Source organism: Exiguobacterium sp. s141 (genome assembly GCF_018618085.1).
Classification (GTDB): domain Bacteria; phylum Bacillota; class Bacilli; order Exiguobacteriales; family Exiguobacteriaceae; genus Exiguobacterium; species Exiguobacterium mexicanum_A.
Genome location: NZ_JACSLJ010000001.1, coordinates 70,952 through 95,193, shown reverse-complemented (window position 1 = coordinate 95,193; position 24,242 = coordinate 70,952). Strand labels below are relative to the sequence as shown.

Sequence of the window (24,242 nt, the reverse complement as noted above, 5' to 3'; positions counted from 1 at the left end):
GTAGGAATAATCGGAATGGAACTGACAACAACGGCTAGTCTCTCATCCCCTGACGTGCTCCGTGCCCTCGAGGCCAACGTGGCGATGATTCGATTCGACCGTCAGCGACGCGTCGTCGATGTGAACGACCTGTTCGCCAAGACGATGAAATACAAGCGTGATGAAATGATCGGGATGCACCATCATTTGTTCTGTGCCCCGAGTTTCGTCAGCAGCCCAGACTATCAAGCGTTTTGGAACAAATTGTTCGACGGCTTCAGCTCGGCCGACAAAATCGAGCGAATCGACGCCCGGGGTGATTCGATATGGCTCGAGGCGACGTATATGCCGATCTATGAACAGGACGAGGTCGTCGGCGTCGTCAAAATCGCCTCCGATATCACGAGTCGGCAACAGACGATCGAGGAATATGCGCGCTCGTTCCGTGACATGGCAGAAAACCTTGACGACCGTGCCCGGCGTGGCATGGAGGAGAGTCAACAGTTGAAGCGGACAATCGAACGCCTCGACGCGGACTCAAATCAGAATTTAAAGACGCTCGCTAACTTGCAGGAGCAGGCTGCCGAGATCACGAAGATCGCCAGTACAATCAAAGAGATCGCCGCCCAGACGAACCTGTTGTCGCTCAACGCCGCCATCGAGGCCGCGCGAGCAGGTGAACATGGTCTCGGTTTCAACGTCGTCGCGACCGAGGTGCGGAACTTGTCACGTCTCGTCGAACGTGCCGTCATCGAAGTGCGCGCGAACACGGACGGGATGAATAAAGAACTCGTCTCGATTGTTGACGGTGTCTCTCGCTCCAGTACGGATATTCAAGAGAGTGTGCGCATCATGGAACAGACGCTCGAGCGGTTCGTGCATATCGAACAGTCGGCCGAATCGCTGAACGGAACAGCCGAGCGGTTCACGTCCGCCATCTAAAAAAACCAATCGGACGTGCCCTGTACGAGGGACACGTTCAATTGGTTTTTTTGATTTGCAGCGTATGGCCATGCTGTCTCAACCAGGCCATCGCGCCGGTGACATCCGGATAGACCGAAGCGAGCGTCGACCAGAACGCGTTCGAGTGGTCAAAGTGGACGAGGTGGGTCCATTCGTGGGCGATGACGTAATCCATCACTTCTTTCGGGGCGAGCATGAGCCGGACGTTGATGGAAATCGTCCCAGTTGAACTGCACGACCCCCAACGCGTCTTTTGGTTACCGATGCGAATCCGCTTCGCCCTCACACCGAGCAATCGTTCGTAGTGGGGTGCACGTTCGGTGACGTGGGCGAGCGCATGCTCTCGGAGCCAAGCCTCGTACGCTTCCCGTAGCGACGACTCGCCCCACGCGAGCGGACAATAGAATTTTTCCCCATCGAAGCGAAATCCGGTCTCAGCATCGCGTTTCACAAGCGGCAACGTTTCCCCGTACAGGAGCAACCTGTCGTCGGGCAAGAGGTCACGCTTCGGTAATGTCGCGATGCGTTCCGCAATCCACTCGGCATGATCTGTTAAAATCGCCTCGACGACCCGGTTCGGGAGCCTTGCCGGAATCCGCAGCTCGATCCCGTCCGGTGTGACGAAAAAGGCTGCCCGTTTCCGGCGTTTATGGCGGATGACGGTCACGGTCATCGGATTCACCTCCTTGAAGTATCTCGGTCGATTATAGCTGACGCGTCCCGAATCCGCCACCGTTTTGCGGACTCGCACGCTCTTTTTTTGTTACAGTAGAGATAGGAGGGATGAACATGAAATCAATCTTACATCAATCGCTTGATCGGACGGGAACGGATTCAGTGAAATGGGACGGTCTCGACCGTTGGTTCCGTCTAAAGGACGACGTCTTACCGCTCTGGGTCGCTGACATCGATATCCGCACGGCACCGTCCATCTCAGAGGCGCTCGCGGCACGGGCCGCGACCGGGGAGTTCGGGTATACGCTGTTCTCGAGAGACGCGCAGGCTGCCGTGAGTTCCTGGTATGGGCGCCGTCACAAGCTGAAGGTCGATGCCGATCACGTCCTGTTCTCGAACGGTGTCGTACCAGGATTGACACATATCGTCGAGGCGTTGACGGAGGAAGGGGACGGGGTCGTCATCCAATCGCCCGTCTATCCGCCGTTCCATGAACTTGTGACCGGGTTGAAGCGGGAGCTGCTGGACGCGCCGCTCCGTCAAGTCGATGGTCGTTACGAGATGGACTTTGATGCGCTCGATACACAGATGCGCAAGGCGAAGCTGTTCTTGCTCTGCTCGCCGCACAATCCGGTCGGACGGGTATGGACCGAGTCCGAGCTGAAGCAAGTCGTCGAACTGGCGCGTCGTCATGACGTCATCCTCGTCGCGGATGAGATTCATGCCGACTTGACCTATCCGTCACAACGGCACACCGCCCTCAACCGGCTCGATGACAATGTCATCACGGTGAGTGCACCATCGAAGGCGTTCAATATCGCCGGATTATTCGCGTCATACATCATCTGTCCGGACGGTGCGATGCGGAAGCGGATCACCCAAGTCCAAAACAAACACCACGTGCTGCCGACACCGTTCGCGAACACGGCCATCATCGCGGCCTATACGGATTCGCGGGCCGAGCGTTGGCTCGACCAGTTGACGGCCGAACTCGAGGAGCAGGCGACATATCTCGTCAATCGGTTCAATGAGGAACTGCCTCAATTGAAGACGTTCCTGCCCGAGGCGAGTTATCTCCTCTGGATCGACTTCGCAGCGCTCGACCTGGAACCGGAAGCGCGGAAGAAGTGGCTGCATGAGGAAGTCCGTCTGTTCTTGTCGCCAGGTGGCCCATTCGGCGAATCGGGCCAGACGTTCGAACGGATCAATTTCGGGACGTCGCGCGCCGTTCTCGACGAGGCGTTCAAACGTCTTACGGAACATGCCGACGGAAAGGCGTTTGTATGAATCAAGAAACGGGAAAAATTTCACAATGAGCCACACAAGAACGATGGCCACGGAAAGCGAGTGAATGTGCATGGAGACGATCAATTGGAAAAAGAAGATGGAGGAACAACTGAGGCGTAGCGGTTTCACGTTACAAGTCGAGAACATGGCCAACCTCGGTCTGACGGAGATTCATGCATCTTCGTCCCCATTGATTTCGTATCCGCTCCGGATTCGCCTGTACGTCCGCATGGGTTGGCTCATGTGTACGGTCGATGCGACATCGGTCGACCGGAACGAGGATCATCCGTTGTTCGAACGGATGATTGCCGCGGTGTTCGAGCGGATCGTCCGTCACCTGTACCATGCCTACGACTTCCATGTCTTGACGTATATCGGTAACACCGGCAATTATATCGCACCAAAAGAGTCGGAGACGGGAGAAATCGTCCGCTTGCTCGCGCAGCTGTGGACCGACCGTTCCTATCTGCACCTTGAGACGTATGAGGAGTATCCGGCTCTATACGTGACGCCGCCATGGGCGCATCAAGCCTACGCGTTCGAGAGCACGGAAGACGAATGGATCATCTATGCAGGCCGGAGCGGACGTCCGGCTACGGATTATCGAGCCGACGGGACGGAGCTCAAACCACATCGCCTGGCTGAAGGGGATTTGTTCTTCCCGGTGCACCGCATCCGAAAGGACCGCGGGACGCTCGCACTCGCCGAATGGTTACGGCTCGAACGCCGCGAGGTCGAGGATTTCATGCTCGCCTTCATGAAGACGATTCAGAAATTCGACCCCGCTTTCGGCTATTCCTGGGGCGGAACCGATACGTTCTTTCATGGGGTACCGGTCGAGCCGTATGCGCAAGTACTCCGGCTCGAGAGCGGAAAACGACGTTACCGGGTCATGAACAACTCGGCTAAGCGACTGTTCGCCGTCGGGAACGACCCGCTCGAGTGTCTGAAGGAAGTGGAGCAGACGCTCCGGACAGTCCGTCTGCCGGAGAAACGGGTCTCCTCGCTCGGGCAGCTCGTGATGGGCATTTGGCAACAGTTCGAACCCGATGAATCGACCTATATCCAAGAAGTCGCCTATCGCGGCATCTCGCAGTTCCAAATCGAAGAAAAAATCGGTCATGCCTTGGCGAACCGGCAACGAATTCGCTGGATCGAGAAGGCCGACCCTCGCCAGTCTGTCATCGAATTCGCCCATCTGCGGATTTCATTCCCGAAACGACCACCCGGTATCGTCACCGTCGAACCGGTCGAATCTTCTTATGAGAGAGGTGCGCTATGAGAATCGTTGATGCACGTGCCATGTCAATCAGCCATGAGGACTTGATCGCGGTCACCGAGACGTCCGTCTATTACCGCGAAAAGTCGAGTGAGACAAGTTTCTCGATCTTCCGCTATGACGAAGAAGACGGTTCCGTCACTCCGGTCGGCCGTCGTGTGTATGAAGACTACGGGATCTCGAAGCTGTTCGTCAGTAAGGACCGCGTCTATTTCTTGAACGAGACGCCGGACCGGACCGGGGTCGTCCGAACGGAACTGATCGCCTTCGATTACCGCTCTGGACAGGAGGTTGTGCTCGCGACATTCGAGAAGCGAGGCAACAGCACGCTCTATTGGGTACTCGCCGATCGTTACTTCCTGTTCTTGACGAGTTTCGGGGATGCGGACGAGGCATGGTTGTATGATGCCGAGACGTCGTTCCAAGAACGGATCCGTGATGAACGGCTCGTCGGCCATGCCGGTAAGTTCCGCGAGCTGTATCTGTTCACGACCGAGCTGGACGGGGTTCCTTATATCGTATGTAACGCCCGATTGGACGAGTTCGCCTATTACGAGGCGCTCGAGGACGGACGGGTCTCGCCAGACGATGCGATCGACCACTCCGAAGCGATCCTCATCTGTTCGCTCGACGAGGCGGTCGAGGCTATCCGGGACCGAAAAGGGGAGATTCCGTTCGAGGACTTGATTCGGCTCCATGGGGAAGGGGACACGGTCCAATATCTCGGGGAACGGGACGCGAAACTGCGGTTCTCTGCGTTCGTCGATGCAGCGAATGAGGAGACGATTTATGAGTTGGCGGCACCGGACGTGCTCCGGGAGGTCACGGTTGTCGACTGGGGGGCCTATGAACCGATCGACTTCACGTATGATGATGTCAGTTCGACGGTCTTTATCAAAGTCGAGGAATCAGAAGATCACACCGAACTGATTGACGCGACGACCGGTGCCCGCTTCCTCGATACGGCTCCGTTCGAGCGCGTACTCGCTTCGACCTATTTCATCCATGAATCGGCTGAAGGAGGGAGCGGCGTGAGCATCTTCAACCTCGAGACGAACGAACGTCAAACGTTCGAGGACGCCTACTATACAGTGCTCGATGAGACGATTGTCATCCTCTCGACAAAACAGTTATGACTAAAACACCCGAACCTATCCTGTTGATAGATTCGGGTGTTTTATCTTGGTTTACATAATAAGTTATCGTAAACCGGTTAGCGCTTGTTTTTTCTTCTCGTCACCGATATGGGCATATACTTGCGTTGTCGCCACCGACTCGTGTCCAAGCAGTTGTTGGATCGTCAAGACGTCGACCCCGCTCATGGCGAGACGAGAGGCGAATGTGTGTCGCAATTTATGCGGCGTGACCTGCTTGTGCGTCAAAAATGGCAGATATGGCTTCAGGCGGTCGATGTGCCCTTTCAACGCGTGCTGCACCGTGCGGACCGAGATCCGTTTGCCTTTCTCGGAGCAGAACAAGGGACCTGCGCCTTGACCACGATAGCCGTCGAGGAGCGGCTCGAGCGGGGAGGCGATCGGGATGACGCGTTCCTTGTTCCCTTTCCCGATGACACGGATCGTCCCGTTCTCTCGGTCGATGTCGTTCCAATCAAGGCCAACAAGTTCAGAGACACGCATCCCGGTCAATCCGAGTAGTTGGATCATCAGGAAGTCCCGGTCCCGATTGCGTTCGTACCAGCTCGCTTCGCGGTCGGACATGCCGACGTTGCTGCGGACGAGCGTCGAGAAGTCGAGCCATTCCTGTTCGGTCAAATAGACCGGGTTGCGCTTGGCGCGCTTCGGTCGCTCGACGGCCTGGAACGGGTTGTGCGCCGTGATGCCCGTCTCGATCAGATGATTGAACAGCGACTGCATCGACGACAATTTGCGGTTGATCACGCTCGGTGCGTTGTCGAGCTCGAGGGCGAGGTACGTCGCGTACGCCTCAGCCCCGGCATGGTCGAACTCGACGAACGATTCGATTTCGACCGATGACGGGTCGACCTCGGAAGCACTCGCGGTCTCGACCCAGCGGAAGAAATCCAAAAAATCATACAGATAGCGCTGCGCGGTCTGCTCCGAGTAGTGTTTGGCGGCCAAGTGGTTCAAGAACCGTTGGATAAAGCCCGGCATGCGTTCATAGCCGCTCAAGTTGAAACGTCTCGCGTCGACTTTCGTCGGTGATTGGCCGAGCTGGCGGAATATACTCAAAAAATCGCTCCTCGCTTAATGATGGATTGACGTGACGATGCGGTCTTTCCCGGCCTGTTTCCCGGCCCGGAGCCGGTCGTCCGCCTCTTTGACGAGCGTGTCGACAGGCTTGAACCCACGGTGTGTCGTGACACCGAATGTCATTGTCACACTGAGCCGTCGTCCCTCATAAATCGTCTCGAGAGATTTGATTTGCTGTCTCAGGTGGTCGATTGCTTGCGCCGCCTCGTCCTCTGACTGGTTCGTCAAGAACAAGAGGAACTCCTCGCCGCCCCAACGGACGGCAATGCCATCGGTCCGCGTGAGCGCAGAGGCGACTTGTTTGAGCACGAGGTCGCCGCAGTCGTGGCCATGCCGTTCATTGAACGACTTGAAATGGTCGATGTCGGCCAAGACGACCGCATACGGGCGTCCCGACAAGACCGCTTCACGGATCGCCTCTTCGATTAAACGGTATCCGGTCGTACGATTATAGAGGCCGGTCAGACCGTCCCGCGAGGCGAGGGTATGTAGCCGTTCGTTCGTCTGTTCGAGTTCGGACGTCACCTCGACGACCGCCCCTTCGAAGATGAATGACAGCCCGGCGATCAAGGCGATGGTCGCGAGTAAACATGTCACCCCGATGACTTGCTCGAGGGTCGGGTCGAGTGGCGATGTCCCGTCCGTCACGTTCACATATAAATAGCCATAGATTACCATGGCGAGCATCGTCGAGGCGATCCGGATGGCCCGGCTCACGTTCGGCATGAAGAACACGCCATAGGCGACCGTGAGGATGAAGTAGTGGACGTTCGCGCCCCAGCCAAGGACGATTGTCGAGATGATGGCGTTATAGACGACCTCGACGAAGAGGCCGATGAAGAACGTCCGATAATATCGTTTATGTACAAAATAAAAAGACAATGTGTAATAGAGAACGCTGAGCACGTTCGACCAGGCAAGGACGGTTACGTCAAGCCGCCAAAACGTGATCAAGAACACGACATGGATGAGCCAAGCGAACACGTTCCCATAAAAAGTGATGCGGTAATTATATAGTGTACCGCGACGTTCCTCATAGGCTGTTCCCACGCGAACACCTCCTTTTTTCAGTATACCGAACCCATCTTCATTTGCCCATGCCTATCCAACAATCGATTAAAATCGACACGCGCAAACGCCTTTAAATCGTGCGTATAGTTGCGTGAAATAGATATTTCACGCAACGTTCGTTCACACGTCATTTCCATCCGAGACACACATCGACCTGCAAACCAGAAAAATAATGTCATATATCACGGTTTACATAATAAGTTATGGTGAACCAATTGATTTGTTATAAAAATTTGAAAGAGTTACAGTTATATGATAAAAGAAAATAAAGCTTGAAACGGTGATTCAGGTAAAGGTACACTGAGAACGTAAACAAAAGGGGGATTTCAGGATGGACGATCAACGTTTGAAACAATGGCTCACCGAAGCGAAGACGATCGCTGTCGTCGGCGTGTCAGCGAACCCGAACAAGACCGCGAACCAAATCGCAGACTATCTGCTGTTGCAAGGTTACACGGTAATCCCTGTCAATCCGACGCTCGAGACGTGGAACGGACGCAAAGTCTATCCGACGGTCGAGAGCATCCCGGGTCGCGTCGATATCGTCGACGTCTTCCGACGCAATGAGTATTTGGCCGGCGTGGCCGAAGATGCCGTCCGACATGGGGATGTCGGTCTCGTCTTCAACCAGCTCGGGCTCACCAGCCCGGACGCCGAGCGGATCGCTCGCGATGCCGGACTCGACTACATCGAAAATCGATGCATCTATGTCGAGCACGCCCGCCTTCTCGGTTAAGACCTACCTCCTTGGTAGGTCTCCTTTTTTTCACGAGCCCCGCTCGCGGAGGGAGGCTTGCCAGAATCCAAAAACAGCTATACAATAGGATAGAAAAACGAACGTGTGTTCGAAATTGAGGTGACGAAGATGTCAACAGACTTATTTAATTACAATGAAGACGCCATCCAGGTGCTCGAAGGACTGACTGCTGTCCGGAAACGTCCAGGGATGTATATCGGTTCGACCGACCATCGCGGCTTGCACCATCTCGTCTATGAGATCGTCGATAACGCGATCGATGAGGCGCTCGCCGGATTCGGTGGCCAAATCGACGTGACCATCCATAAAGATGACGCGATCACGGTACGCGACCACGGGCGTGGTATGCCGACCGGGATGCACGCCTCCGGGAAACCAACGCCAGAGGTCATCTTCACGGTCCTCCACGCCGGCGGTAAGTTCGGCCAAGGTGGCTACAAGACATCAGGTGGACTCCACGGGGTCGGCGCCTCGGTCGTGAACGCACTCTCGAGCAAGGTCCTCGTCACGATTTATCGCGACGGCAAAGTGTTCGAGCAGACGTTTGCCGACGGCGGGATTCCGCAGACGACGCTCCTCGAGACCGGAAAGACGCGTCAGACGGGGACGAGCGTCTACTTCAAACCGGACGCCTCGATCTTCTCGACGACGACATATAACTACGACACGCTCGCTGAACGGCTCCGTGAATCGGCATTCCTGTTAAAAGGATTGACGATCACGTTGACGGACGAGCGTTCGGATAAAGAAGAGACGTTCCATTACGAGGAAGGGATTGCCGAGTTCGTCCAATATTTGAACGACGACAAGGCGACGCTTCATCCGATCGTCTACTTCGAAGGGACGGAGAACGATATCGAGCTAGAGCTCGCCTTCCAGTTCACGGACGCCTATTCTGAGAACGTCCTCTCGTTCGTCAACAACGTCCGGACTCGTGACGGCGGCACGCATGAGGTCGGCGCCAAGACGGCGATGACCCGCATCGTGAATGAATACGCCCGTAAGAACGGATTGTTGAAAGAAAAAGACAAGAACCTCGACGGCGGTGACGTCCGCGAAGGCTTGACGCTCATCGTCTCGGTACGGATCCCGGAAGAATTCCTCCAGTTCGAGGGGCAGACGAAATCGAAACTCGGTTCGCCCGAGGCACGTACGAGCGCTGATGGTGTCATGGCCAAACAACTGACGATTTTCCTCGAGGAGAACCCGCAGATGGCGACGATGCTCATCAAGAAGGCGATCCGCGCCGCCCAGGCCCGCGAAGCCGCCCGGAAAGCCCGGGAAGAGGCGCGCAACGGCAAGAAGAAGAAACGTTCGAGCATCTTGAACGGAAAACTGACGCCGGCGACATCGAAAAACGCCGCCAAGAACGAACTGTTCCTCGTCGAGGGTGACTCGGCCGGCGGTTCGGCTAAACAGGGTCGTGACCGAACATTCCAGGCCATCCTGCCGCTGCGCGGGAAGGTCATCAACTCGGAGAAGTCGAAACTCCAGGACATCATGAAGAATGAGGAAATCAATACGATCATCCACGCGATCGGTGCCGGGGTCGGCCATGACTTCGACCTTGAGGACTGCAATTTCGACAAAATCATCATCATGACCGATGCCGATACGGACGGGGCACACATCCAAGTGCTCCTGTTGACGTTCTTCTTCCGTTATATGCGCCCGCTCGTCGAGGCCGGCAAAGTGTTCGTCGCCTTGCCGCCGCTCTATCGGATTTCGAAAGGGAAAGGCAAGTCGGAACAGTTCGAGTACGCTTGGGACGAAGAGGCGCTCGAGAAGCTCGTCAAAGTGTATAAGAAGGGCTATATCCTCCAGCGCTACAAAGGTCTCGGTGAGATGAACGCCGACCAGCTATGGGAGACGACGATGAACCCCGACACACGGACGCTCATCCGTGTCACGGTCGACGATGCTGCCGTCGCCGATAAGCGTGTCTCGGTGCTCATGGGGGACAATGTCGCCCATCGCCGGGAGTGGATCGAGGAGAACGTCGCCTTCGGCCTCCAGGAAGATGATTCGATCATCGCCAATGAACACGTGACTAAAGCGATTGAGGAAGTGATGTAACGATGTCGACGATTCAACACATTTTAAACTTGTCGCTCGAACAGGTCGTCGGTGACCGCTTCGGGCGTTACTCGAAATATATCATCCAGGACCGGGCCCTCCCGGACGCGCGCGACGGGCTCAAACCCGTTCAACGCCGCATCCTGTATGCGATGCACCATGAAGGCAACACGAACGAGAAACCGTACCGCAAATCGGCCAAGACGGTCGGTAACGTCATCGGTAACTATCACCCGCACGGTGACAGTTCCGTCTATGAGGCGATGGTACGCCTATCGCAGGACTGGAAGTTGCGTTACCCGCTCATCGACATGCACGGGAACAACGGCTCGATGGACGGCGACTCGGCCGCCGCGATGCGGTATACCGAGGCCCGTCTGTCGAAGATTGCCGGCGTCATGCTGACGTCGATCTCGAAGAACACGGTCGACTATACGCCGAACTTCGACGATTCGACTGAAGAGCCGCTTGTCTTGCCGTCACTCCTCCCGAACCTGCTCATGAACGGGACGACGGGGATCTCTGCCGGTTATGCGACCGAGATTCCGCCGCACAATTTGACCGAGGTGCTCAACCTCGCCATCGCCCGTCTGAAAGGTGAGGTCGAGACGACGAATGACGCTTTCCGTTATATGCAAGGGCCGGACTTCCCGTCTGGCGGGATCGTTATGGGCAAAGACGGCATCTTGAAGGCGTTCGAGACCGGCAAAGGCAAGGTCATCATCCGTGCCAAATCGGTCATCGAGCCACTTAAGGGCGGCCGTGAACAGATCACGATCACCGAACTCCCGTATGAGGTGAACAAGGCGAACCTCGTCAAGAAGATGGAAGAGCTCCGTCTCGACCGTAAAGTCGAAGGCGTCGCCGAAGTCCGTGACGAGACCGACCGGACCGGCGTCCGCGTCGTCATCGAGTTGAAGAAGGAAGCCGATGCGGAAGGTGTGCTCCATTTCTTCTTGAAGCATACCGATCTGCAACTCGCCTACAACTACAACATGGTCTCCATCGTCAACCGGACACCGAAACAGATGGGTCTCTTGTCGATCATCGACGCGTACTTGAAGCACGTCGAAGAAGTCGTCACCCGTCGCACGACGTTCGAACTCGATCAGGCGAAGAAACGCGCCGAAATCGTCGACGCGCTCGAACAGGCCATCTCGGTCCTAGACGAGACGCTCGAACTCATCCGTTCGGCCAAAGACAAGTCCGAGGCGAAACAGAAGCTCATGGAGCGGTTCTCGTTCACGGACCGTCAAGCCGAAGCGGTCGTCATGCTCCAACTCTACCGGTTGACGAACACGGATATCGTCGAGCTCCAGAAAGAGGCGAAGGCACTCCAGAAAGAGATCACCCGCCTCGCCAACATCTTGAACGTCGACGCCACGAAACGGAAGCTCATCTCGAAAGAGTTGACCGCACTCCGTGACGAGTTCGGCGACGCACGGCGCTCGGTCATCGAGTCCGAGGTCGAAGAGTTGAAACTGAAGACAGAGGTCATGATCGCCGTCGAAGAGACGATGGTGTTCGTCAGCCGCGACGGTTACGTCAAACGTTCATCGATGCGCTCATATGGCGCCTCGAGCGACGAGATGCCGGAGATGAAGCAGAAAGACCGTCCCGTCCTCGTCACCCAGGCGATGACGACGGACCACTTGCTCGTCTGGACGAACAAAGGCAGTTACTTGCTCATCCCGGTCCATCAGATTCCAGAGTCGAAATGGAAAGACGCCGGTCAGCATGTCGCCAACCTCGTGCCGATCGAAGGCGAACAAGTCGTCTCGGCCGATGTCGTCTCGACGTTCGACACCGACGCACATTGTCTGTTCGTGACGCGTGAAGGCATGGTCAAACGGACGCCGCTCCGTGACTATGACGCCCAACGCAAGTCGAAGGCGCTCATGGCGCTCAAGCTAAAAGGCGACGACGAGGTCGTCTTCGCGGGCATCAGTGACGGGCCAGGTCAACTGTTCCTCGTCTCCGAGCGCGGTTACGGCCTCTGGTTCAAAGAAGATGACGTGCCGGTCGTCGGCCAGCGGGCCGCCGGTGTCAAAGCGATGAACTTGAAGGATGGGGACATGGTCGCAGATGCCTTCGCCTTCTTCACACCGCCACTGTTCGTCCTCGTGACGCAACGTGGAGCGGTCAAGAAGATGAAGCTCGAGGACCAGTTCGACTGCACGAACCGTAACTTGCGCGGGACGATGCTCATCCGCGAAGTCAAATCGAAACCACACCAGATTCGTCGTGTGCTCCCGGTGCATGACGATGAAACGCTCCACATCATCGGGAAAGAGAAAGCGAAGACGGTCAAGACGAAGCAATTGACACTTCTAGATCGCTACGCCAACGGATCGTTCGTGTTTGATGAAGAGACGTTCGGAGAGATTGAGGACGTGTACCTCGATTGATGTCGAACTAAAGAAAACCCTGTACCAGAGACCATTGTCTTTGATACAGGGTTTTTCTTATGGATTCAAAGCTCGGCCTCTATCAGATATCGCTCCAAATCGACCTGTTGCCGTAAGTGATGACGGGTATGCATCTCGATGAGGTCGTACCATTCCTGTGCGTTCAGCCAGCCGAAACCGCCATGTCGGGCTTTGACGTCAGGGTTTGCCGCGCGGGCGAGCGGTTCAAGGCGGTTCAAGCGTGCAGATAACTCGTCGATTCGTCCTTCGAGCGTCTCGCGCTTGTCCGTGTTGTTCGGGGGTTGGTTCATCTCATCAGGTAAGCGGATTTTGACCGGTGGGAAACCACCCATCCGGAACAATCGTTCACCGAACTCGGTCTTCCCGAGCGGTTGTTCTTCAGTGGAAGCGAGACACCGGTCAATCTCGTCCGCATATTCCTCGGCCACCACGATGATATGGTCGTACATCTGTCCGATTGACCAGACGTCTGCTGCTGCCTGATAACGGAGCTGCCGCTCGGTATAGCCGTCCAAGTCTGCTTTGAACTGGGATAACAGTGAAATCGGCATGTCCAACCTCCTTCGATTTGATTCTCTATCCAGTATAACACGGGGGCATCAGCTGATTTTTTCAACTCCATGTCACATTAGTTTCTCTTAGGAGCGGGTATTTCTAAAAGGAACAACGATCCCTTTTGGCGAATGGGACAGGAGGACAAATCATGGGGGGATACGTATGTCACAGTGGCTCGATTGGGCCAAGCGGCTACAAGCGCTGTCACAGGCTGGCTTGACGTTTACGAAAGACGAGTTCGATCGAGAACGTTACCTCGAACTCCAACGAATCGCAACCGAGATGTTCGAGCAACAATCTAATCTTGCTTTGCATGAAATCACCGAATTGACCCACGTCGATGGTTATCCGACACCGAAGCTCGACGTCCGAGGCGTCGTCTTCAAGGATGACGCAGTGTTACTCGTCAAGGAAAGGTCAGACGGACTTTGGACGCTTCCGGGTGGCTTTTGTGAGATCGGACTGTCCCCGGCAGAGAACATCATCAAAGAGATCGAGGAAGAGGCCGGTTTCGACGTCGCACCGATTCGGCTGCTTGCTTTGTTCGACATGCATCATCACGACCATCCGCCGTTGTCGCAGCATTACTATAAACTGTTTATCGAATGCGAGTTGATTGGTGGCGAGGCACAGGTGAGCCATGAGACGAGCGAGGTCGCGTTCTTCACGCGGGACAACTTACCACCTCTATCGACCGCACGTAACACGCAGGAACAGCTTTATATGTGTTTTGAGGCTAGATGGCAAGAAGATTGGATCACGTTGTTTGATTAAGGGGAGGGGATACCATGAAAGTCACACGGATTGATCACGTTCATCAACTGACATTCTATGCGCCTGTATTACCGATTAACGTCCAATTGATTGAGCGGGAACTTGGACTCATCTTGATTGATACCGCCCTCGCGCGTAACGCGGAAGCGATTTTAGCATATATTGAGGCACTGGAGCGGCCGCTGCTCGCCATCTTGCTGACGCACGCCCATGGCGATCACGTTGGTGGTGTCGATACCATCTTGAAGGCGCATCCGCACGCCGAGCTGTACGTCTCACGGCGAGATGCCCGTCTCCTTGAAGGGGACAAGACGACCGACCCGGATGAGCGGCCACTCAAACTAAAAGGATCGCTCCCGACCATCCACTCCTTGCCGGATAAATTGCTCGACCCAGGTGAGCGCTTGTTCGGTCTGCGCGTCTATCCCGCAGCCGGTCATACACCGGGCTCCATCGCTTATTTCGATGAGAAGGAGCGGAACTTGTTTGCTGGTGACGCGTTCCAGACACGTGGGGGAGTCGCTGTGGCAGGGGACGTGCGCCCGTTGTTCCCGCTCCCGGGCGTTGCGACATGGGATAAACGGGCAGCGGTCGAACATGCGGAGAAATTGATCGACCTGGCCCCGCGCCACACGTTCGTCGGGCACGGACAGCCGGTCGCTGGGACACATCGTCTCTATTTGGCGCTCAAACGGGCCAAACGCAAGCAAGCACGTCTATTTTCACGATAAGCCGGAGGTGCTGACAGATGGAGTTACGCGAGATTCAGACGACAGATTATCAACTGGCCGAGCAGATGCTCGAGATTCAACGGAACGCCTATGCGGTCGAGGCCGAGCTGATCGGATTCGATGAGATTCCAGCGCGTTATGAGACGGTTGAAGTGATTCAAAATCTGCCTGGGACGAGCTATGGCTTATATAACGACGAGCGGTTGATTGGATTCATCACGGTCGAAGCGGCCGAGAACACGGTCGAGGTCACGAAATTATGCATCGATCCGACATATTTCAGGGCGAGACTCGCGACGACGTTGCTCGAACACGTGCTCAGCTTGCATGAAGACAAGCTTGTCTATGTGCACACCGGCAAACATAACGGTCCGGCCAAGAAGCTGTACACGAAGCTCGGGTTCGAACCGAGTGCCGAGTTTGAACCGGAACCGGGTGTCACTTTGATTCGATTTACGCGATCTTGAATCCCTTATCTCAAATTTCAGATTCCGTCTCACTTCTTTAAGTATACTAAAGGATTGAGACGGAGTTTTATTTTTACTGATAATATATGTTATGTTAACTAATAGAAAAAATAGAGAAAATCGATGTCAGATGTGACGTCTCTCCTCTCGAAAAAAATCAGAATATCTTGTACCAATACAACGTCATATCGATGTTCGGATTGCCGGTCTGTTTGAGCGTATCGACACCTCCGAGCGCGAACCCTTCTTTCGCATAAAATCGACACGCGATCACGTTATCGTTCTGTGCTTCGAGAGACAATCCAAGCAACGAGTGCCCGTTTGCCCATGTCTCTGCAACTTCCATCAGCAAATGACCAATCCCGCTGTGTCGATCGCTATTACGGACCGCGATGTTCTCGATATACGCAAAACGGTTCCAGTCTTTCACCACACGGATTTGTCCGATACATGTCGTCTCGTCGAACGCCAAGAATACTTGTTTGTCTTCACTGTTGATGTATTCATGCCAGTCCAGTGAATCGTCCGGGAAGCTCGTCTCATGGGCTTTCTCATATAACTGTTCCTCATACGTCCAAACTCCGTCACAAAAGCTCGGAATGATTTTCCCGATGACTGGAAACGGATTATTGGCTTCGTTCACGACGCTGATAGAATACTCATCTAAAGCTTTGATTGTGATGTTCGGGGCTTCTTCCATTGCATCTTTCTCCCTTCATATGTAATGACCGCTCCATCCCAGAACCAAATGGTCTCACTAGACTAGCCATAAAGTGGCGATCATGAAATCAAAGTCGGTGGTTCTGTCGACAACACTTCAATTACATCATTTGATGTCAGGAACACGTAATGCTGAATATTATACACCGTTTCGTAAATGTTTGTTGATTCTTCAGCTAACCATTTTAAATAGCTGGAATCGGTCACTTTAAAGAGTGTCCAGTCGCCAAAAAAATCAGGGTCATGATGTTTGTATAAATGTTCTAGCGTTCTAATAAGCGTTCCTTCGTCTGTATGTCGATACGACGATACAAGTCCGTTAAACAAGAATGTATGTGTGTTTTCATGCGCATCGGTAAACACGAGTCTTAATCCGTCTTTATCATCAATTAGCGCCTGCAGATATAGTTTATCCGGTATCTCTGGATTGGCGGTCCATCTTTCCCATTTCTCCATGTGTGCCCTCCTCTCCTCATTTTGATATGTTCCAAATAAGCCTTCACTATCTATCATACATTAATTAATGACGTTCACATGCGTGGGAGTCGGCTGATCAACACGATGATATTTTCGCTTAAACCGTATTGTTCAAACCGACATCCACTCATCTGTTTCATCACAATTAATAAACTGTATCATTCGATTGAATCCTTCATTTATCAACATGTTAGCGCTTAATGGATTTATGTTTCGAAAATAACTTTAACGCTGTTCATCCGCTCTTAGGAGTTGCCTGTAAGCGTATGTCATGCTATTTTTAGACAGATGATAACTTAAGGAGGAACTTGAATGAAACGTATGACAAAAGGTTTGGCAGCATCCCTATTATTGGCTGTCCCGCTCGCGGCGTGTGGTGATTCTAGCACCGATCAGGCCGAAACTTCGCGCTGGGACGAAATCAAAGAAGACGGTACGCTCACGGTCGGTACGGCCGGTACACTCTATCCCGCCTCGTTCCGTGAAGAAGATAGCGATACATTGACTGGGTTTGACGTCGAGCTCATGAAAGAGGTCGGGAAACGCCTCGACCTCGAGGTCCAATTCAAAGAGATGGCGTTCGACAACATGTTGACGAGCGTCCAAAACGGACAAGTTGACGTCGCAGCGAACGATATCTCGGTCACAGAGGACCGGAAAGAGAAGTTCGCCTTCTCAACACCGTACAAGTACACGTACGGGACGGCCATCGTTCGCAAGAGCGATTTGTCTGGCATCGAGTCAATTGAGGATTTGAAAGGCAAAAAGGCCGCTGGTGAAGCGACGACCGTCTTTATGGACGTGGCACGTCAATACGGAGCCGAGGAAGTCATCTATGACAACGCGACGAACGACCAGTACCTTCGTGACGTCTCGACAGGACGGACCGACGTCATCTTGAACGACTACTATCTTCAGACACTCGCCCTCGCCTTCTTCCCGGACTTCGATATCACGATCCACCCGGATATCGCCTATAACCCACAGGAAGTCGCGTTCTTGATGGACAAAGAGAATGCAGAGCTCCAAGAGAACATCGACCGCGTCCTTGGCGAGATGCTTGAAGACGGTACGGTGAAAGAATTGTCGGAAACGTTCTATAACGGAGCCGATATCTCGGTAGAACCGGACGTCGACGCGACGATCGTCGAATTGGACTAAGCGGTCATGTTCGAAGGTGTGAAATGGGAAGCAATCTTCGACGTCGACCTGGCTGTGCGCTCGTTCCCTTATCTGCTAGGCGGTTTGCCGAACACGCTTTGGATCTCATTCGTCAGCATGTTCTTCGGCTTGTTGCTCGGTCTCGTGCTTGCCCTTGGGAAACTGTCACCGTCCCGGATGCTGCGGTTCCCGTCGACGTTCTATATCTCGTTCATGCGGGGCGTGCCGATTTTGATTATCCTGTTCATCTTATATTCAGGGTTTCCATTCATCGGCATCGAGTTCGCGGCGCTGACGGCGGCGGTCATCGGGTTCAGTCTGAACTCGGCGGCCTATATCGCTGAGATTATCCGGTCGGCGATCCGTGCCGTCGATCCGGGACAGGTCGAGGCGGCCCGCTCGCTCGGGATGAACAAGTGGCTGACGCTCAAAGGGGTCATCTTGCCGCAGGCGACGCGAATCGCGCTCCCCCCGCTTTCGAACGTGTTCCTCGATTTGATTAAAGCGAGTTCGCTCGCCGCCATGATCACCGTCCCTGAAATTTTCAACAAGGCGAAGATCGTCGGGGGCCGGGAGTTCGACTATATGACCGTCTATCTGGTCGTCGCCCTCATCTACTGGGGCATCTGTACGTTCATGTCGTTCTTCCAAGATTGGCTCGAACGGCATTTTGAACGCTATTTGGATACACCGAAGCGATGACTGACTTGCCTCATACAGGCAGGTCAGTTTTTTTGTCGGGCGGTTATCGCGAAAGTGACATGGTATAGTCAACTTATTCTATATTTCGCTTCAAAGGAGACACATCACCTATGTTCTCAAAGCTATTATTCGTCGCATCCGGCCTCATCACACTCACGTATATTTTGTTCGATGGACCGGCATGGGTCAGTGCCTTAAACCCATACACGAGTATGATTGTCCTTTATTACTTGGTTTTTAAGTTCCCGAGCCGGAAAAGAGCGAAGGCGGCCTCTTCAAATTGACCACACGTGACGTACATATTTTGAAGCGCTGGTCTTTAGCGTTCCATCTCGGACCGCGAGTGTGCTATGATTTTCTTAATTATCAGAAAATAGACGGGGGAATTTTATTATGGTGCAACAATGGACGACACATTTAAACGATCAAGTGATCGGGCAGTCAAAGGCGATCAAGCTGTCGACGATCGCCCTCCTCTCCGGGGGACACGTCCTGCTCGAGGACCGACCGGGGACAGGAAAGACGACGCTCGCGCGTAGCCTGGCCACCTCGGTATCGGCCGCATTCCAACGCGTACAGTGTACGCCGGACACGTTGCCGAGTGACATTTTAGGGATGGAACTGTTCAATCCGACGACAGGCACGTTCGAACGGAGAACGGGCCCAATCTTCACGTCGATTTTACTCGTCGATGAAATCAACCGGACGACACCACGGACGCAGTCGGCACTGTTAGAGGCGATGCAGGAGCGGCAAGTGACGCTCGGTGAGGTGTCACTTCGTTTACCGGACCCGTTCTTCGTCATCGCGACGCAAAATCCGTTCGACGGGCAAGGGACGTTCCCGTTGCCTCAGGCGCAGCTCGACCGCTTCTTATTCAAACTGTCACTCGCCCCGCTCTCACGAGAGTCGGAACGCCGGTTGCTGCGTAATGAGCATTTGAGTTCGGCTCCGTTCACGTTGCAACAGACCGAGCTTGTCGAGATGCAGCAAACCGTCCGTGACGTCTTGTTTCACGATGCGATGGAAGATTATCTGCTCGATTTCGTCGAGGCGCTCCGTCATCACCGAGACATCGAGGTCGGACCGAGCCCGCGGGCGACGCTCGCCTACACGATGGCAGCTCGGGCGCATGCCTATATGGACGGACGGGATTACGTCACGCCTGAAGACATTCGCGCGCTCGCCCTGCCCATCCTCGGCCACCGGATCGTCTTGACGGTCGAGGCGTCGCTCAAGACGAAGCCGTCCAAATTGATCAAGTCCGTTCTGGAGACCATCCCGGTCCCGTCAGAGGTGTGACATGCAACTCGTCAGCCCTCGCTACCTCGAGTCCGGGTATATGTGGCTCTTGTTCGTCGTCGGGGTGTTCACCGCCCTATACGGGAACGTCTTCCTCGCAAGTGTGATTATCGGGTTCAGCCTGTATGCGCTCATCATGCCGGAGTTATTATTCCGACTCGCTGAGTACGTCCACGTCGAAGTGACTGACGAACTGAAGCTGTTCCCGAACGATGAAGAGACGTATACGCTCAAATTGATTTCGACGGCGCCCGTGCCCCTTGGCGTCGTCCGATTGTCGGGTTATCTCCATCCGACCGTCGAGTCGGAGGCGCACGCCTTCTGGCGCCAAGAGAACTTTGTCGGTCGTGAGGCGGCCGTCGCCTACACGCTTCCACTAAAGGCAATCAAGCGTGGTCCGATCCGCATGGAGGCGATCGGCATGGAGATCCGGGACCCGCTCCGTATGTTCTCACTCTATAAAGAAGATCCGCTCGACCGTATCGGGTATGTGTTCCCTGAATTCCTGCCTTATCCGATCCCGAAACGTCCGCCGACGTTACCAGGCGAAGAGATGGTCCGTCATAGCGCCTACCGTGACCCGGAGACGTTCCAGTCGGTGGCGCCGTATCACGGACAGCCGATGCGGCAACTGTATTGGTCGGCCTACGCGAAGACAGGTGAACTGCTCGCCCGTACCGAGCAACCCGTCCAAGCGAACGAATATGTCGTCGTGCTCGACTTGTTGACGAAAGACGGACGCGCCCTCACCCATCAGATGGAGCGGTTGATTTCACAGGCTGCGGCGCTATGCCGCGACTTCGAGAAAGAGAACGCGAGCTATGGGCTGATTGTGCCGACATTGACGAAGGAAGGGATCACCTATGACCTCGCCCCGGGGAGCGGTGAGACGCATTTCCGCAAGGTCATGACGACGCTCGCCTGCCTGTCGGAACGGGATTTCCCACTCGCCCGGTCGCTATTCGAACGGAAGGTCGCCAAATACGGCGGCAGCCAGTCCATTTTACGACTGGGAGGTGACGGACGATGAGACTACTCTGGTGGGTGTTCGCCGCGTTCTATGTCGGTCACGTGTTTCCGCTCGTCTTTCTGCTGACGCTCCGTTTGCCGCGCAACTGGCAGCTTGGGGTGCAGACGGCCCTGAGCATCGCCGCGCTCTTGTTCTCGTATGAGATGAGCATCACGCTACTGTTGTTCACGTACGTCCACGCCTTTATCCGAACTCTCGATTGGACGGACCGTTACGCGATCGCAAGTGTGCTCTTCCTCATTGTCGATTGGTTGTTCCCGCCGGCGTCTCAGCCGCTGGCGATGATCGTCTTCCCGTTCTTGTTCTTGTTTTGGCAACGGAGCCTGTATTATCGCCGTGACTATAAACGGATGTTGTCCACGCTCGTCGTCGCCCTAGGGGTCGGCCTCGGTTTAGCGATAATCATCCGGACCATCAAAGAGCTATTGTTCGGCAACCTCGTCGCCTGGATTCAGCCCATCCTGATTTGGATCGGCGGTTGGTTCGACGGAGTCAATCTCGATCCGACCGATCGCGTCAACCGTATCCTCGTCCCGGACAATCCGAACATCGATGCCGAGACGATTTCAAACGAGACGTTACTCGAATCGGCGACGAATCAATCGCTATTCTTGGTCGTCACGTTTCTCGTCGTTCTCGTCAGCGTCATCGCTTTATTCATCTATGTGCAACGCCGAAAAGAAATCCATGAGGATGGGACGGTGCCGAAGCAACGCCATCAAGCGGCCGATTCGGTTCGCCGCTCGACACGGGCCCCACGGCACGTCCGTCTGCTTGATGCCGGGAGACGTCTCGAACAGGCCCATCCCCGCCAGCGCGAAGAGACTGTTTCGGAATGGTTCGAACGAATCGGATTTACCGAAGGAAGTCGCTTTGCCACATGGCTGGAGGCGGCCGAGTACGGAGAGAAAGAAGCGCCGGCTCCAATCGTCGAGGCGTTCGAACGACATGTCACCCAGACGCTCAAAAAATAAGAGACCAGTCAGTTCGCCGGGCACTCCCGGACGGTCTGACTGGTCTTTTTTAAAGAATTGGGCTGAGCAAGCGTGACACGCTCTCTTTGAAACGGATCCATTTCGTTCGTGTCTCATAACGCTCAATCGTTAACCTGTCGGCACATGCGAGGTCGCGATCGAATGCATCGATGACAGACTGGGCCACGACCTCATCATAGACGAGCGCCGAGATCTCGAAATTGAGTCGGAAACTGCGGGCGTCGATGTTCGTCGTGCCGATCGAGGCGACCTCGCCATCGATGACGAGCGTCTTCGCGTGCAAAAAGCCGCCTTCATACGTATATACCTCGGCCCCGTAGCGGACGAGCTCGGCCGCATTCGTATACGTCGCCCAGTAGACAAACATGTGATCCGGCTTGTTCGGGATCATCAGGCGGATTTTCGTCCCGGACATGAGCGCATTGCGGCAGGCGTCGAGGAAGCTGGCGTCAGGGATGAAATAAGGGGTCTGGATGTAAATCGTCTCTTTCGCCTCGGTGATCATCTTGACGAGCATGTTTTTCAAGTGCTCGGTCGATGAGTTCGGGCCCGATGTGACGATTTGCACCGGTGATTGGGCCGTCTCAATAAGGATGGACGGCCAAATGAAATCCTCTTTCTCGGCTCGATGCTTCGTCGGTACGGCACGGTTCCAATCGAGGAGGAAACGCTCGAGCAGTTCTCGGACCGCCTCCCCTCTCATCCGTAGATGCACATCGCGCCAATAGCCGAACTGACGATTCGTCCCGAGGTATTCATTCCCGACGTTGAAACCACCGATATAGCCGATCTCCCCATCGATGATACATAGCTTTCGGTGATTCCGGTTATTGACGCGGAAGTTGATACCGAGACGTGACGGGAAGAACGATTTGACCTCGCCGCCATGCGCGAGCAGTTGTTTAAAATGGGAACGTCGCAATCCGCGGGAGCCGACGGCGTCATAGAGTAGACGGACCTTGACCCCTTCCTTGGCCCGTCGCGTCAAGGCCGAGATGAGAGCCTGACCGAGCGAGTCGTTTTGGATGATATAGTATTGGATGTTGATTTCCTTTGTTGCCACCTCGATGTCATGGAACAACGCCTCGAACTTCTGCTCGCCGTCATGGATGACTTGAATTGCATTATGATACGTCACGAGCGCATTCGTGGAGGATAAGTTCAAGCGGGCGAGGCGACGATACTTGGATAAGAGCGGATCACTGGCAAACAAGCCGCCATGGGCGTCGAGCTCAGTCAACTGGTTATGGACGTGTTCCGCGTATTCATGCCGTCGTTCCTCGTCGACTTGGTAGAAGTTATTCGATTTGATTAATCGTCCGAAGAAGATATAGATGAAGAATCCGAGCAGCGGCACGAAGAATAAAACAAGTAGCCAGGCCCACGTCGACCCGATATCGCGCCGTTCGAAGAAGATAATGGTGACCGCAAACGTCACGTTGAGGATGACCAATACGATACCGAGTATGCCTAGAATGAATTCTGTCGTGACCATCTCGATCTCCTCCTTTTGTCTCTTGTTTACCCATTCTTCGTAAGAATGAAATGCTCGTTTACAGGTAAAGGGATAGACACACAAAAAAACACCGCGCCTGCGGTGTTTTTAGGGAAAATCGATTAGTTTAAGACTTTGATTGTGATTGATTTACGACCGAAGTTGAGCGCTTGCTCTCGTGTCGGCATCAAGATATCGATTTTGTTACCTTTGATGGCGCCACCAGTATCTCCAGCGATTGCTTCGCCGTAGCCTTCAACCCATACTTTAGAGCCGAGTGGGATGACTGAAGGGTCAACCGCGATGACTTTTTGGTTCGGGTTCGAGCGGACGTCGATTCCTGTTGCCGTGATTCCTGAGCATCCTGCACAGTATGGTGTGTAAGCCGTTGCTTCCACAGTCATCGTCTTACCTGAAGCCGGAGCTTGGGTTTGCGTTGTAGACGTAGACTGTTTCGTCACTGGTGCAGATGTTGATGCTTTTGGTTTAGCGGCTGGTGCGCTGTTCGCAACCGATGCTGCTTTAGCACCTTTTACAGAGAATTGTTGACCAGGGAAAATGAGATCTGAATTAAGACCGTTCCATGTCATCAACTGTTTGACAGATACGCCGTTGTTTGTCGCGATGCGATACAACGTGTCACCTGATTTTACTGTATACGTTTTTGAAGCGCTTGAAGCTTTAGCTTCTGACTTCGCAAGCTTCAATACTTGGTTTGGATAAATCATATTAGAGTTTAAGCCGTTCGCTTGTTTGATGTCATTAACTGATACACCGTTGTTCACGGCGATACGGTAAAGTGTATCTCCAGACTGAACTGTGTGTGTTGATGCTGCCGAAGCTGGAGCAGCGACTCCTAAACTAAGGCCAGCGAGTGCCGTTAGTGTCAATAGTGGTTTTTTCATAAGAATATTCCTCCCTTTTCTAACGCCCCCTTACTGTAACACCTGTATATTTCACTGCCGTTACAGGCTGATATGAGAGTGATATCAGTTCAGTTACAGAAGCTTTCAGCGAGATGAGAGGAATCTGAATTTTTACAATCCAAATACAAATGGCTTAGTTGAGCCATTTTCAGCTATACTA

At 54.2% G+C, this 24,242-nt stretch carries 24 protein-coding genes; 16 read left to right on the top strand and 8 right to left on the bottom strand.

Translation table 11 applies throughout. The annotated features are described in order from the left end of the window. Window positions 1-15 precede the first annotated feature (15 nt). Complete coding sequence (locus KNP74_RS00505) at window positions 16-921, top strand: methyl-accepting chemotaxis protein (protein WP_138859412.1); 906 nt, start codon at window positions 16-18, stop codon at window positions 919-921. 37 nt (window positions 922-958) lie between these two features. Here the strand turns inward: KNP74_RS00505 and KNP74_RS00500 are convergent, their stop codons facing one another. Continuing rightward, the gene (locus KNP74_RS00500) at window positions 959-1,615 is read right to left on the bottom strand and encodes a M48 family metallopeptidase (protein WP_214763145.1); all 657 of its coding nucleotides are present in this window, start codon (window positions 1,613-1,615) and stop codon (window positions 959-961) included. 116 nt (window positions 1,616-1,731) lie between these two features. Between KNP74_RS00500 and KNP74_RS00495 the strand changes: the two genes are divergently transcribed. The 3 genes from KNP74_RS00495 to KNP74_RS00485 all read left to right on the top strand — a co-directional run bounded on the left by KNP74_RS00495 (window position 1,732) and on the right by KNP74_RS00485 (window position 5,319). Next, window positions 1,732-2,904 carry a MalY/PatB family protein gene (locus KNP74_RS00495; protein WP_138859414.1) on the top strand — a complete coding sequence of 391 codons (1,173 nt, stop codon included), beginning with the start codon at window positions 1,732-1,734 and terminating at the stop codon, window positions 2,902-2,904. 70 nt (window positions 2,905-2,974) lie between these two features. Beyond that, a complete protein-coding gene (locus KNP74_RS00490) occupies window positions 2,975-4,186 on the top strand; it encodes a hypothetical protein (protein ID WP_214763144.1) in 1,212 nt (403 codons plus the stop codon). Further along, a complete protein-coding gene (locus KNP74_RS00485; RefSeq protein WP_214763143.1) occupies window positions 4,183-5,319 on the top strand; it encodes a hypothetical protein in 1,137 nt (378 codons plus the stop codon). Before KNP74_RS00490 ends, KNP74_RS00485 begins: the two co-directional genes overlap by 4 nt. Before the next feature lie 63 nt (window positions 5,320-5,382). Here the strand turns inward: KNP74_RS00485 and KNP74_RS00480 are convergent, their stop codons facing one another. Then, complete coding sequence (locus KNP74_RS00480) at window positions 5,383-6,393, bottom strand: tyrosine-type recombinase/integrase (RefSeq protein ID WP_214763142.1); 1,011 nt, start codon at window positions 6,391-6,393, stop codon at window positions 5,383-5,385. Window positions 6,394-6,408: 15 nt separating this feature from the next. Further along, window positions 6,409-7,464 (bottom strand): GGDEF domain-containing protein, encoded by a 1,056-nt coding sequence (locus KNP74_RS15070; RefSeq protein ID WP_214763141.1) that lies wholly within the window; start codon window positions 7,462-7,464, stop codon window positions 6,409-6,411. 352 nt (window positions 7,465-7,816) lie between these two features. Here KNP74_RS15070 and KNP74_RS00470 point away from each other — a divergent pair, with 352 nt between their 5' ends. From KNP74_RS00470 to parC, 3 genes are all read left to right on the top strand, one after another. Continuing rightward, the gene (locus KNP74_RS00470; RefSeq protein ID WP_138859418.1) at window positions 7,817-8,221 is read left to right on the top strand and encodes a CoA-binding protein; all 405 of its coding nucleotides are present in this window, start codon (window positions 7,817-7,819) and stop codon (window positions 8,219-8,221) included. 129 nt (window positions 8,222-8,350) lie between these two features. After that, window positions 8,351-10,318, top strand: a complete 1,968-nt coding sequence (gene parE, locus KNP74_RS00465) for a DNA topoisomerase IV subunit B (protein ID WP_031200243.1) — start codon at window positions 8,351-8,353, stop codon at window positions 10,316-10,318. A gap of 2 nt (window positions 10,319-10,320) precedes the next feature. Then, window positions 10,321-12,726, top strand: a complete 2,406-nt coding sequence (gene parC / locus KNP74_RS00460; protein WP_214763140.1) for a DNA topoisomerase IV subunit A — start codon at window positions 10,321-10,323, stop codon at window positions 12,724-12,726. A 65-nt stretch (window positions 12,727-12,791) separates the two neighbouring features. Here parC and KNP74_RS00455 read toward each other — a convergent pair whose 3' ends face one another. Continuing rightward, window positions 12,792-13,298: a DinB family protein gene (locus KNP74_RS00455; protein ID WP_214763139.1), complete on the bottom strand. Its 507-nt coding sequence runs from the start codon at window positions 13,296-13,298 to the stop codon at window positions 12,792-12,794. Between the two features lie 166 nt (window positions 13,299-13,464). Between KNP74_RS00455 and KNP74_RS00450 the strand changes: the two genes are divergently transcribed. The 3 genes from KNP74_RS00450 to KNP74_RS00440 are packed head-to-tail and all read left to right on the top strand — an operon-like array spanning window position 13,465 to window position 15,274. Next, the gene (locus tag KNP74_RS00450; RefSeq protein ID WP_214763138.1) at window positions 13,465-14,076 is read left to right on the top strand and encodes an NUDIX hydrolase; all 612 of its coding nucleotides are present in this window, start codon (window positions 13,465-13,467) and stop codon (window positions 14,074-14,076) included. A 14-nt stretch (window positions 14,077-14,090) separates the two neighbouring features. After that, the gene (locus tag KNP74_RS00445; protein WP_214763137.1) at window positions 14,091-14,807 is read left to right on the top strand and encodes an MBL fold metallo-hydrolase; all 717 of its coding nucleotides are present in this window, start codon (window positions 14,091-14,093) and stop codon (window positions 14,805-14,807) included. 17 nt (window positions 14,808-14,824) lie between these two features. Further along, entirely contained in the window at window positions 14,825-15,274 is a 450-nt protein-coding gene (locus tag KNP74_RS00440; protein ID WP_021067461.1) for a GNAT family N-acetyltransferase, read from the top strand. Window positions 15,275-15,431: 157 nt separating this feature from the next. Here KNP74_RS00440 and KNP74_RS00435 read toward each other — a convergent pair whose 3' ends face one another. Beyond that, complete coding sequence (locus tag KNP74_RS00435) at window positions 15,432-15,974, bottom strand: GNAT family N-acetyltransferase (RefSeq protein ID WP_214763136.1); 543 nt, start codon at window positions 15,972-15,974, stop codon at window positions 15,432-15,434. An 80-nt stretch (window positions 15,975-16,054) separates the two neighbouring features. Continuing rightward, window positions 16,055-16,450: a hypothetical protein gene (locus tag KNP74_RS00430; protein WP_214763135.1), complete on the bottom strand. Its 396-nt coding sequence runs from the start codon at window positions 16,448-16,450 to the stop codon at window positions 16,055-16,057. 333 nt (window positions 16,451-16,783) lie between these two features. On the opposite strand from KNP74_RS00430, the gene KNP74_RS00425 reads away from it, so the two are divergent. The 6 genes from KNP74_RS00425 (at window position 16,784) to KNP74_RS00400 (ending at window position 21,640) form a co-directional block, all read left to right on the top strand. Continuing rightward, complete coding sequence (locus tag KNP74_RS00425) at window positions 16,784-17,632, top strand: transporter substrate-binding domain-containing protein (protein WP_214763134.1); 849 nt, start codon at window positions 16,784-16,786, stop codon at window positions 17,630-17,632. Between the two features lie 6 nt (window positions 17,633-17,638). Continuing rightward, on the top strand, window positions 17,639-18,334 hold the full coding sequence (locus KNP74_RS00420; protein ID WP_214763133.1) for an amino acid ABC transporter permease: 696 nt from the start codon (window positions 17,639-17,641) through the stop codon (window positions 18,332-18,334). 110 nt (window positions 18,335-18,444) lie between these two features. Beyond that, on the top strand, window positions 18,445-18,618 hold the full coding sequence (locus KNP74_RS00415) for a hypothetical protein (RefSeq protein WP_214763132.1): 174 nt from the start codon (window positions 18,445-18,447) through the stop codon (window positions 18,616-18,618). A 109-nt stretch (window positions 18,619-18,727) separates the two neighbouring features. Then, complete coding sequence (locus tag KNP74_RS00410; protein ID WP_214763131.1) at window positions 18,728-19,636, top strand: AAA family ATPase; 909 nt, start codon at window positions 18,728-18,730, stop codon at window positions 19,634-19,636. A gap of 1 nt (window position 19,637) precedes the next feature. Then, the gene (locus KNP74_RS00405; RefSeq protein ID WP_034777619.1) at window positions 19,638-20,666 is read left to right on the top strand and encodes a DUF58 domain-containing protein; all 1,029 of its coding nucleotides are present in this window, start codon (window positions 19,638-19,640) and stop codon (window positions 20,664-20,666) included. Continuing rightward, window positions 20,663-21,640, top strand: coding sequence for a hypothetical protein (locus KNP74_RS00400; RefSeq protein WP_214763130.1), 978 nt, complete (start codon window positions 20,663-20,665; stop codon window positions 21,638-21,640). Before KNP74_RS00405 ends, KNP74_RS00400 begins: the two co-directional genes overlap by 4 nt. Before the next feature lie 49 nt (window positions 21,641-21,689). On the opposite strand, the gene cls is transcribed toward KNP74_RS00400, so the two are convergent. Further along, window positions 21,690-23,156, bottom strand: a complete 1,467-nt coding sequence (gene cls / locus KNP74_RS00395; protein WP_052090124.1) for a cardiolipin synthase — start codon at window positions 23,154-23,156, stop codon at window positions 21,690-21,692. A gap of 122 nt (window positions 23,157-23,278) precedes the next feature. After that, window positions 23,279-24,061 carry a LysM peptidoglycan-binding and 3D domain-containing protein gene (locus KNP74_RS00390; protein ID WP_034777617.1) on the bottom strand — a complete coding sequence of 261 codons (783 nt, stop codon included), beginning with the start codon at window positions 24,059-24,061 and terminating at the stop codon, window positions 23,279-23,281. Between the last annotated feature and the right edge of the window lie 181 nt (window positions 24,062-24,242).

Bases quoted from the DNA above. Each gene is read 5' to 3' on its own strand.
- KNP74_RS00425 (WP_214763134.1), top strand. From the start codon at position 16,784: ATGAAACGTATGACAAAAGGTTTGGCAGCATCCCTATTATTGGCTGTC.
- KNP74_RS00415 (WP_214763132.1), top strand. From the start codon at position 18,445: ATGTTCTCAAAGCTATTATTCGTCGCATCCGGCCTCATCACACTCACG.
- KNP74_RS00450 (WP_214763138.1), top strand. From the start codon at position 13,465: ATGTCACAGTGGCTCGATTGGGCCAAGCGGCTACAAGCGCTGTCACAG.
- KNP74_RS00500 (WP_214763145.1), bottom strand. From the start codon at position 1,615: ATGACCGTGACCGTCATCCGCCATAAACGCCGGAAACGGGCAGCCTTT.
- KNP74_RS00400 (WP_214763130.1), top strand. From the start codon at position 20,663: ATGAGACTACTCTGGTGGGTGTTCGCCGCGTTCTATGTCGGTCACGTG.
- KNP74_RS00430 (WP_214763135.1), bottom strand. From the start codon at position 16,450: ATGGAGAAATGGGAAAGATGGACCGCCAATCCAGAGATACCGGATAAA.
- KNP74_RS00490 (WP_214763144.1), top strand. From the start codon at position 2,975: ATGGAGACGATCAATTGGAAAAAGAAGATGGAGGAACAACTGAGGCGT.
- KNP74_RS00420 (WP_214763133.1), top strand. From the start codon at position 17,639: ATGTTCGAAGGTGTGAAATGGGAAGCAATCTTCGACGTCGACCTGGCT.
- KNP74_RS00455 (WP_214763139.1), bottom strand. From the start codon at position 13,298: ATGCCGATTTCACTGTTATCCCAGTTCAAAGCAGACTTGGACGGCTAT.
- KNP74_RS00435 (WP_214763136.1), bottom strand. From the start codon at position 15,974: ATGGAAGAAGCCCCGAACATCACAATCAAAGCTTTAGATGAGTATTCT.
- cls (WP_052090124.1), bottom strand. From the start codon at position 23,156: ATGGTCACGACAGAATTCATTCTAGGCATACTCGGTATCGTATTGGTC.
- KNP74_RS00505 (WP_138859412.1), top strand. From the start codon at position 16: ATGGAACTGACAACAACGGCTAGTCTCTCATCCCCTGACGTGCTCCGT.
- KNP74_RS00495 (WP_138859414.1), top strand. From the start codon at position 1,732: ATGAAATCAATCTTACATCAATCGCTTGATCGGACGGGAACGGATTCA.
- KNP74_RS00440 (WP_021067461.1), top strand. From the start codon at position 14,825: ATGGAGTTACGCGAGATTCAGACGACAGATTATCAACTGGCCGAGCAG.
- KNP74_RS00405 (WP_034777619.1), top strand. From the start codon at position 19,638: ATGCAACTCGTCAGCCCTCGCTACCTCGAGTCCGGGTATATGTGGCTC.
- KNP74_RS00445 (WP_214763137.1), top strand. From the start codon at position 14,091: ATGAAAGTCACACGGATTGATCACGTTCATCAACTGACATTCTATGCG.
- KNP74_RS00485 (WP_214763143.1), top strand. From the start codon at position 4,183: ATGAGAATCGTTGATGCACGTGCCATGTCAATCAGCCATGAGGACTTG.
- KNP74_RS00390 (WP_034777617.1), bottom strand. From the start codon at position 24,061: ATGAAAAAACCACTATTGACACTAACGGCACTCGCTGGCCTTAGTTTA.
- parE (WP_031200243.1), top strand. From the start codon at position 8,351: ATGTCAACAGACTTATTTAATTACAATGAAGACGCCATCCAGGTGCTC.
- KNP74_RS00410 (WP_214763131.1), top strand. From the start codon at position 18,728: ATGGTGCAACAATGGACGACACATTTAAACGATCAAGTGATCGGGCAG.
- KNP74_RS00470 (WP_138859418.1), top strand. From the start codon at position 7,817: ATGGACGATCAACGTTTGAAACAATGGCTCACCGAAGCGAAGACGATC.
- parC (WP_214763140.1), top strand. From the start codon at position 10,321: ATGTCGACGATTCAACACATTTTAAACTTGTCGCTCGAACAGGTCGTC.